General features: G+C 70.3%; 6 protein-coding genes. 4 read left to right on the plus strand and 2 right to left on the minus strand.

Annotated elements, in window-relative coordinates:
- Nucleotides 1-218 precede the first annotated feature (218 nt).
- The 3 genes from IZR01_RS13335 (at nt 219) to IZR01_RS13345 (ending at nt 6750) form a co-directional block, all read left to right on the plus strand.
- Nucleotides 219-4415, plus strand: a complete 4197-nt coding sequence (locus IZR01_RS13335; protein ID WP_194923990.1) for an outer membrane protein assembly factor BamB family protein — start codon at nt 219-221, stop codon at nt 4413-4415.
- A gap of 166 nt (nt 4416-4581) precedes the next feature.
- Entirely contained in the window at nt 4582-5862 is a 1281-nt protein-coding gene (locus tag IZR01_RS13340) for an MFS transporter (protein WP_194923991.1), read from the plus strand.
- A gap of 48 nt (nt 5863-5910) precedes the next feature.
- Complete coding sequence (locus tag IZR01_RS13345) at nt 5911-6750, plus strand: alkaline phosphatase family protein (protein WP_194923992.1); 840 nt, start codon at nt 5911-5913, stop codon at nt 6748-6750.
- Between the two features lie 35 nt (nt 6751-6785).
- On the opposite strand, the gene IZR01_RS13350 is transcribed toward IZR01_RS13345, so the two are convergent.
- Together IZR01_RS13350 and IZR01_RS50460 are read right to left on the minus strand one after the other, a co-directional pair.
- Entirely contained in the window at nt 6786-7715 is a 930-nt protein-coding gene (locus IZR01_RS13350) for a ribonuclease Z (protein WP_194923993.1), read from the minus strand.
- Nucleotides 7715-8473 (minus strand): TetR/AcrR family transcriptional regulator, encoded by a 759-nt coding sequence (locus tag IZR01_RS50460; protein ID WP_228559371.1) that lies wholly within the window; start codon nt 8471-8473, stop codon nt 7715-7717. Before IZR01_RS50460 ends, IZR01_RS13350 begins: the two co-directional genes overlap by 1 nt.
- 93 nt (nt 8474-8566) lie before the next feature.
- Here IZR01_RS50460 and IZR01_RS13360 point away from each other — a divergent pair, with 93 nt between their 5' ends.
- A complete protein-coding gene (locus IZR01_RS13360; protein ID WP_194899832.1) occupies nt 8567-8905 on the plus strand; it encodes a rhodanese-like domain-containing protein in 339 nt (112 codons plus the stop codon).
- Nucleotides 8906-9434: the final 529 nt, after the last annotated feature.

Genomic DNA, 9434 nt, shown 5'->3' on the forward strand with positions numbered 1-9434 from the left:
GCCACACTATAGCGCCGACATAGCGCCGACCGACCGGAACCGGCGGGTGTCCGGTAACGGTCAGGGAAAGCGCTTCCGCGATGTCGGGTGCCGCTGCCAGCATCCCTGTCACCGCTTCCGGTGTCGGCCGTCGCATTCGGCCGATCCGGAGGCGTTGTCATCAGCGCTTTGTCATCGGCGCTTTGCCATCAGCACTCAGTGATGTCGGGAGATCACCCTTGCCTGCGATACCTCAGTGCCGCCCCTGGCTGGCCGCGACGTTGGCCGCGACCGTGGCCGTGACGGTCTTCGGCGCGGCCGCCGGCGTGGCGAGCGCGGCCGACGCGGCCGCATCTGCTGCGTCCGCCTCGGCGCCCACATCCGTCGGCCTCCACCTGACCGCGGATCAGGTCCGCGCCCTGTCCGCGAAGTACACCGTCGGGGTCGGCGCCACCGGCACCATCGCGCAGCGGGTCGGGCTCGCGCAGGCCGCGGCGGCCGGTGTGAGCGCCGACCCGACAAAGTCGGCCGCGCCGAGTGCCCCGGCCGCGGGTCCGGCCGGGAATCAGAGCACGAATCAGAGCGCGAATCAGGCCTCGACCTCGGGCCTGTCCTTCACCGCCGACCAGCAGATCGAGACCGCGCGCGGCCTCGGCCTGACTGCTGCGGTCCCGGGCAGCGACGACTGGATCCACGTCGACACCTCCGGCCAGGTCCAGCGGGTCGGCCGGGACGGCAAGCCGGTGTGGACCAAGACCGAACAGGGCCTGGCCGCCGACTGGGGGCTGAAGGGCACCGTCCCGTACCTGCCCGAGCCGCCGCCGCTGGACATGTTCGCCGGCTACGACCCGATCTCCGGGACCGGCGTCAGCTCCGACCAGACCTTCGCGGTGGGTGACTTCGGCGGCGGATCAGGGGACGACATCGCCGTCGCCTACACCCTCGGCGCGAGCGCGGCGTTCCCGTTCACGGTCCCGGACTCGCCGCTCACCCACTACGCCTCCTTCGTCACCGTCATCGACGGCCGCACCGGCAAGACGTTGTGGCATCAGGTCTATCCCGGTGACGTCAACCGCCTCGCGGCCGGGGCCGGCGGCCTGATCGTCGGCGACGTCACCGGCCCGATGTGGAGCGTCGAGTCGGCGCCGTCGTCGGGGGAGAGCCGGACCGGCGTCTCGCTCGTGAAGTTCCACAAGTCCGGCGCCGCGGTGACGGGCACTACGTCCTGGACCTACAACACCCAAGTCCCGTGGGCCGCCCTGGCCACCCTCACCCCGACCGCCGACGGCATCGCGACCGGCTGGACCGACACCCCGATGGGCCTGGGCACGCCGCGTCCCGCCGACGGTCACGTGATCCTGCTGGACGCGGCTACCGGCAAGCTGAAGCTCGACGTCCCGACCCCCGGCTACCCGCGCATCATCCGCGACGATCCCGAGCGGCACCGCCTTGTCGTCGCCGAGGAGAACGACCCCGAGGACGCCGTCAGCTGGCAGCTGACTGCGATCGACCCGCGGTCCGGCGCTCGGCAGGTGCTCGCGACGCGGACCGGCACCTTCGTCACCACGCTGAGGGTCGCTGACACGGGCCAGGGAAATGCCAACCATAAGAACCCTGCGTATGTCGCCACCGAGCTGACCCTGGACATGTCAGGCAGCCAGCCGGTTCCGGTGAACTCGTCGGTCCTCTCCTTCGACGCGCACGGCAAGAACCTGTGGACCACACCGATCCCGGCAGCCTTCGCCGGTGACGCCCCGGTGGTCGGCGGCACGGTCCTGCCGGACGCCGACAAGGCGAGCGTCGTGGTCACCACCCAGGATCCACAGAATCCGACCGAGGCCGTCCCCAACGGTCCCGAAGGCACGCAGATCCTCTCCTTCGACGCCCGCACGGGCAAGCTCCGCTGGCGCCAGGCTGGCGCGGTCGGCACCGGCCTGGAACCGGCGCAGTGGGGAGACCGGATCCTGTCGGTGGCCGCCGACCAGACCGCTTACGCCTACAAGATCTCCAACGGCGCCCCGGTCGCGGTCCAGCCGCAACTCGGCGACCTTTACGCCGGCGTCCTCGTGCCCGGCGCGACCACCGCGCGGGACGGCGTCAAGAACATCGTCGCGGCCGGGCAGAGCCGGGGTGTGTTCCTGCTCGACGGCCACTCGCAGCCGAATGGCGTGCCGAAGGTGTTGTGGAGCGCGACCGTGCAGGGCGCCGTGCACCACGCCGAACTCGTCGACGACGGCAAGCAGGTGCTGGTCGCCGCGACCGGCGGCTGGGACCTGATCGACGTGGCCACCGGCAAGGTCAAGGTGGCCAAGGACGTCCCCGGCGCCTACACCTGGTCGGTGACCGCTGCCGGCACGGGTAAGAACACTGAGATCATCGACCCGACCCGCGCGCTCACCGCCTACGGCCTGAACGGCCGGCAGCTGTGGACGTTCAAGCCGGCCGGCAGCGCGGTGAAGTTCAGCAACGCGACCGTGGACGCCGACGGCCACGTCATCGCCGAGTACGCCACCGCGGCGGGCGACAAGGCGCCGAAGTACGGAGTCGTGTCGGTCGACGCTCGCACCGGCAAGACCGTCTGGGACCTCCCGGCCGATCCGTCGGTGCTCAGCACCGCTCCGCTGGACGCCGTATACGCGAGCCCTGACATCCCCGGCGCGGACGGCCACGGCGTCGCCCTGGCCTGGGCCGCGAGCGACGGTTCGCCGGCCGGGACCACTCGCGTCGAGGTCCGCGACAGCCGCACCGGCGCCGTGCTCACCTCGCACACCGGCGGCGGCTCGACCACGAACATCGACTTCAGCGCCGATCCGTCGGACGGCCTGGCCTGGTACCACTTCGCGGTCATCAGCAGACTGCTGCCGGACGGCAAGACCTGGACCGACACCGGCATGTTCTCCGACACCTACTCCGGCGGCTTCGCGACCTCCACCGGCGGCTCGACCGTACTGCTGGACTCGCCGTTCGGCGCCTCCGCTTACGATCCGGCGCTGTTCGACGGCAACAACGACTACCCGATGCAGGCCGCGCAGACCGGACCGCTTGACGACGCACATCAACTCGTCATCGACGGCTCGCAGGTGCTGGGGCTCCAGCAGGACGTCCGGGAGTGGGGCATCAACAGCGAGTGGATGGGCTCCTACTACTTCGACTACGACCAGAACATGCACGGCCTCACGGTCTCGACGCTGACCGGAACGCTGAAGCCCGGCGCCGCGCCGAAGCCCGCGCCCAAGCCGCAGCTGAAGGCCGCCGCGCCGACCCCGCAGACCGCGCCGCTGACGACGCCGGTGCTGGACCCGACCGGCGGCGGCCTCGCCCCCGACTCGATCCTGGTGAATCCGGACCCGAACACGCCGAACGCACCGAACGCACCGGCGACGCTGGCGGCCGCCCCGCCGATCCGCGGCTACACCCCGGCGCAGATCCAGCACAACCTCGCGTTGAAGGGCGACGGCAGCGGCCAGACCGTGGCGATCGTGGACGCCTACCACCACCCGGCGCTCCCGAGCGACCTGAATGTCTTCAGCAAGCAGTTCGGCCTGCCGCCGACGTGTGACGGCGCGGCAGCCGGAGCCGACTGCTTCGACTTCTCCGTGGACACCATGCCCGGCACGACCGTCGACGGCGGCGGCTGGGACGGCGAGGCCGCGCTGGACGTCGAGTGGGTCCACGCCGTGGCCCCGCACGCGAAGATCGTGCTGGTCGAGGCGCAGGACCCGTCGATGCAGCACCTGAACGAGGCCGTGGACGCCGCGGCCGCGCTGCACCCGGCGGCGGTCTCGATGAGCTGGGGTATGAATCGCGAGTTCTCCGGTGAGTCCTTCTACGACAACCGGTGCCTGTTCACCGACACGGTCTGCGTGGAATCGGCCGGCGACAGCGGCAACCCCGACGGCTACAGCGCCACCTCACCGAACGTGCTCTCCATCGGCGGCACCACGCTGAAACTGGACGCCGCGGGCAACACGGTGAGCCAGACCGCGTGGCGCGGCACCGGCGGCGGCCTGTCGGTCTTCGAGAAGCGGCCTGCTTACCAGGACGGCGCGAACCCCGACGCACACCGGGGGACGCCGGACGTCTCGGCCGTCGCCGATCCGCAGACCGGCGTCGCCGTCTACTACACGGACGTGACGCAAGGCAGTGCCGGCTGGGGCCAGATCGGTGGGACCAGCCTGTCGGCGCCGATCTGGTCGGCGATCCTGGCGAGCGCGGACCAGGCGCGGGCGGCGCTCGGAAAGCCGCACCTGGCCTCGGCCGACGGTTCGGTGTTCCGCGACATCTACGGGCTCGGATCCGCGCTCGTGGACGTCACGTCCGGGAGCAACGGCGCGTGCCCGCCGGCGGAGTGCTCGGCGCGCGCCGGCTACGACACCGTGACCGGTCTGGGGACGCCGGGTCCGGGGGTGGATCAGGCGCTGGCGGCGAAGCCGTAGGGCCGTTTTCCCTTATAGCGAAACCGAAGCGGTGTCCCGGGGGTACTTCCCACCGGGGCACCGCCTCTTGTTGGATGACTCGCACGCGCCTACGATGAGCGTCCCAGGAACATGAAGATGCTTCATATATCTGCCTCCCTCCCACCCAGCATCCCTGGAGCGCGCCTTGTCCCTCGAGACTTCGCCCGGCCCCGGCACCACGTCGTCCCCGTTCGACGCCGAGCCCACGGAGCGGGTGCGGGCGCCGTGGATCACCGGGTTCGTGTTCGCCGGGCTCGGCTGGCAGGTGGCGAGCCAGGTGCCGAGCACCTTCACGGTGCCGCAGCAGATCAAGGACATCGACCCGGCCGGGCACGTCGCGGACTTCGCGTGGGTGAACACGATCGGGACGCTGTCGATCCTGTTCCTGGGGCCGCTGTTCGGGATGCTGTCGGACCGGACGGTCTCGCGGTTCGGACGCCGGCGGCCGTGGATCGTGTTCGGCGGCCTGGCCGCCGCGGTGGCGCTGGTCTTCAGCGGGACGCAGAACTCGGTGTGGGGCGTGGGCCTGGGCTATCTGTTGCAGACGGTGTTCGTGGCGGCGTTGGCGGCCGGCATGGTGACGATCGTCCCGGACCAGGTGCCCGCCGGGCAGCGCGGGATGGTGCTCGGCTGGGGCGGGGTGCCGCAGGCCGCCGCGCTGATCATCGGCGGCGTGCTGGTCTCGCTGTCGAAGGGGTACGTCGGGCAGTACGCGGCGCTGGCCTCGCTGATGGTGTTCGTGGTGCTGTTCGCGTGGCGGGTCGGGGACCGGCAGCTGCCTCGGGAACGGCGCGAGCCCTTCAGCTTCCAGGCGTACGTGGCCAACTACCGGATCCAGGTGCGGCAGTTCCCTGATTTCGGGTGGGCGCTGGCGACCCGGTTCCTGATGGTGCTCGGATACGGCCTCGGAACCCTTTACACGCCGTACTTCCTGTCCGACGTCCTCGGCTTCAAGAACACCCCGAGCGACAAGAGCAACGACAGCCACCTGCTGATCGTGGTGGCCGTGAACAGCGTCTCCACGGTCGCGCTGGTGGTGATCGCCGGCTGGCTGTCGGACCGCTGGGGCCGCCGCAAGCCGCTGGTGGCCGCCGGATCGGCGGTGATGGCGGTCGCGGCGGCGATGATCGCGGTGCACCAGACCTGGGGCATGATGCTCCTCGCCGGGGCGGTGCTCGGGCTCGGGTACGGGGTCTATCTGAGCGTCGACGGCGCGTTGGTCACCCAGACGCTGCCCTCCGGCACCGACCGCGGCCGCGACATGGGTTTCGCGAATTTGATGACGATCATCCCGTTCGCGCTGGTCCCGCCGATCGCCGCGCTGCTCATCAAGTTCGCAGGCGGGTACGCTGCGCTTTTCTGGGCTTCGGCGATCGCCTCGGTCGCCGGGGCCGTGTGCATCAACAGAATCCGCGGCGTTCGGTAGCGATACCGAGTTCGGTAGCGACACCGAGTACAGACAGATCGGGTACCAATGACCACACCTTCACGTGTCCTCGTCATCGGCATCGACGGGGTGCGCCTCGACGTGCTCCAGTCCGCGGCGACCCCGCACCTCGACTCGGTCGCGGCCGCCGGCTTCCTCGCGCCGGTCCGCATCGACGACGCGACCCCGACCTGGTCCGGACCGTGCTGGGCGACGGTCGCGACCGGCGTCTGCGCCGACAAGCACGGCATCACGCACAACGTGTTCACCGGGCACCGCCTCGCGGAACACCCCGACTTCCTGACGCTGGCGTCGCTAGCGGGCAAGCGGACCTACCTGTCGGTCGGGAGCTGGGAGCCCCTGGCGACCGCGGCCTGCGGCGGACCGCTGTTCGCGGCACCGGACCGGGTGACGTTCACCTCCCACGGCCTGGACTGCGATCGCGGGGACGAGGCAGCGACGGCCGACGCGGAGCGCGAACTGCTGGCGGCGGACTACGACGTGGCCTTCGTGTATCTGGGCGACGTGGACGAGACCGGGCACGAACTCGGCGTCGGCGCGGAGTACACGGCGGCGGTGGAGCGCGCCGACGCGCGCGTGGGGCGGCTGTTGGCGACACTGCGTGCCCGGCCTGCTTATGAGGACGAGCAGTGGACGGTCATCCTGGTGACCGACCACGGCCACGTCGACGAGGGCGGGCACGGCGGGGACAGCGACGTGGAGCGGACCGCGTGGATCGTCGCCAGCGGGCCGGGGATCGTGGCCGGGGCGGAGATGGGGACGCTGCGGCATGTGGATGTCGCGGCGCATGTGTTTGAGGCGGTCGGGCTCGCGGGGGAGTTGGACGGGCTGGCCTTGGAGGGAAAGGCTTTTGCTGTAGTCGCTTAGCAGCGCCTCATGGACAGGACAGTCGCGCAGCAGATCTATCGGGACTTGTCGGTGTCCGGCTGCACTCGCTTCGGGAACGGGATGCGCATCAGGTCCTCTGCGATGTGGATCGGACCGTCGAACTCCTCGGCTGCCTCTCTCAGGTAGCGGGCCGGCGCCTCGTCGATCGGGTAGCGCTGCGAGAAGTGCGTCAGGACCAGTTCGCGGACGCCCGCGTCGGCGGCGAGGCGGGCGGCCTGGCGGGCGGTGAGGTGGCCGAACTGGGCGGCCTGCTCGGTTTCGGAGTCCAGGAAGGTCGCCTCGATGACGAGCAGGTCGACCCCGGCCGCCAGCCGCTCGGCGCCGGGGCAGCGGCGGGTGTCCATCAGGAACGCGAAGCTCTGGCCGGGTTTGGCGACGCTGACGTCTTCGAGCTTGACGTCGCCGAGCCGGCCCTCGGCGCGCAGGCGTGAGATGTCCGGGCCCTTGATCCCGGCCGCCGCCAGCTTGTCCGGCAGCATCCGGACGCCGTCGGCCTCGTCGACGCGGTAGCCCTGGCAGGGCATGCCGTGGTCGAGCGGGGCGACGGTCAGGGCCAGGCCCTTGCCGAGTTCGTAAGCCCGCTCGCCGGTGGCCGGGCGCGTCGCGATCTTCGCGCGGGCGTGGTGCGGCGTGGCGAAGCGGAGCCGCTCGAAGTAGTCCTCGTGCTCGCCGGGGAAGTGGCAGACCACCTCGTGCGGGACGTCGTCCAGGGACATGCGCTGCAAGATGCCGGGCAGGCCCAGGGCGTGGTCGCCGTGGAAGTGGGTGATGCACAGCCGGGTGATGTCGCCGACCGCCAGACCGGCGAACTGCATCTGGCGCTGCGCCCCCTCGCCGGGGTCGAACAGGAACCCCTCGTCGTCGAAGCGCAGGAAGTACGCATTGTGGCTGCGGTAGCGCGTCGGCACCTGCGAGGCGGTGCCCAGGATGACGAGTTCACGCATCACCGGCGGGCCTCCCGCTCCACCCCGCCGCGGACGCGGTCCCAGCCCCAGCCGTCCGCGAGGAGGTGGCTGACCAGCCCCGCGTCGAGGAGCGCCAGGACGGTGTAGGCGCGGAACTCGGGGTCGGGGTCTTCGGTGAAGAGCATGGTCAGGTGAGCCTTCCAGAACTGATACACGCCCAGGCGGTAGCGGGCGCCGGGGGCCGCGGTCTCGGCGGCGAGGAGGAGGTCCAGGTGCGCTTGGAGGTAGTCGAGGTAGGCGTGGACGAAGGCGACGCGGCGCTCGGTGTGGGTGGCGGCGGTGATTGTGGTGGTGGGGGCGATGGTGGTCGCCGTCGCCGTCGCCGTCGCGGTGGTGGTTGCGGGCGTGAGCGGCGCTTGACCTACTGGCGTTTGACCTACTGGCGTTTGACCTAGCGGCGCTTGACTTATCGGCTCCAGGCCGAGGGGCGCCGGACCGAGCGGCGGCGGGCCGGAGATCATCGCGAGTTGGAGTTCCTTCTCCTTGTCGTCGAGCAGAGCCGCGACCAGACCGCTCTTGTCCCGGAAGCGCCGATACACCGTGCCCTTGCCGACACCCGCCTCCTGCGCCACCGCGTCGGTGGTCAACGCCTCAACACCGCCGTGCGTATACAGCCGCCACGCCGCCTGCAACACCAGAGCTCTGTTCCGCGCGGCATCGGCGCGCTCCCGGGGCGGGGCGTCGAGGAGCGGCACGAGCGGCACGAGCGGTACGGCGGGCGGCGGCGATTCGGGCATGAACCCATTCTAGACAAGCGGACCCCGGTCCGCATACTCTCGAACCAGCCAACCGGACCCCAGTCCGGATAGCCCGAAACGGAAGGCACCACCATGACCACCCTCATCACCCGCGACGAACTGAAGGCCGCGATAGACAACGGCTCGGCCACCGTCCTCGACGCCCTCGCCGGCGAGTACTGGGAGAAGCAGCACCTGCCGAGCGCGATACCGATGCACGCCGACCACGTGGAGCAGGCGCACGCCGAGGCGCTGCCGGACCGCGCCGCGCTGATCGTCACCTACTGCTCCAACGCGGCTTGCCCGAACAGCCAGGCGGTGGCGACCAAGCTGGAGCGGCTGGGATATACGAACGTGCGCAAGTACCGGGAGGGGATCGAGGACTGGGCGGCGGCCGGGCTGCCGCTGGAGACGGGGGTGCTCGGGGAGTAAGAGCGACAAGAGCGACAAGAGCGACAAGAGCGACTAAGGCAGGGGGCTGATGCACGAGGCGGGGTCGGGCGCCGCACGCGGGTCGATGCCGCGAGTGGGAACCCGCTGTGCTGACGCTCGCCGAGGTGAGTGGGGTTGCGGTGCTGAACTTGGCTAGGCGGAGGCTGGCTGTGGGGTGGTCGGGGGTCTTTTTTGGGGCTGGAGTTTGCGGGCCGGGTTGCGGTTGGCGTGTGGGTTTCAAAGCTTTTTACGGCCTTCGGTTATGGTTGTGCCGGTTCGGGGTTCGGGTCGGTGGGTGTGTTCGTCGGCTGCCGGTTTCCGCGTTCACAACCCCGGCACGCCTCAGGCCTCTTCAACTCCGGCAAGTCGGAACAAGAGCCAGATCAAGAGCCAGATCAAGATCAAGATCAAGAGCCAGATCAAGATCAAAAACTGTGATGAAGAGCCGGCGCCTCCGGCGGGGGCTCTTGGCTCCCTCGGGGAACTGGCGCGGTTCCATAGGGTGGCCGGGTCAGGGCCCTGCGGCGGC

The organism is Catenulispora pinisilvae, assembly GCF_015356865.1.
GTDB lineage: Bacteria > Actinomycetota > Actinomycetes > Streptomycetales > Catenulisporaceae > Catenulispora > Catenulispora pinisilvae.

What these genes read in the sequence shown, in the direction of transcription:
- IZR01_RS13360 (WP_194899832.1), top strand. Translation starts at nt 8,567, where the DNA reads ATGACCACCCTCATCACCCGCGACGAACTGAAGGCCGCGATAGACAAC.
- IZR01_RS50460 (WP_228559371.1), bottom strand. Translation starts at nt 8,473, where the DNA reads ATGCCCGAATCGCCGCCGCCCGCCGTACCGCTCGTGCCGCTCGTGCCG.
- IZR01_RS13345 (WP_194923992.1), top strand. Translation starts at nt 5,911, where the DNA reads ATGACCACACCTTCACGTGTCCTCGTCATCGGCATCGACGGGGTGCGC.
- IZR01_RS13350 (WP_194923993.1), bottom strand. Translation starts at nt 7,715, where the DNA reads ATGCGTGAACTCGTCATCCTGGGCACCGCCTCGCAGGTGCCGACGCGC.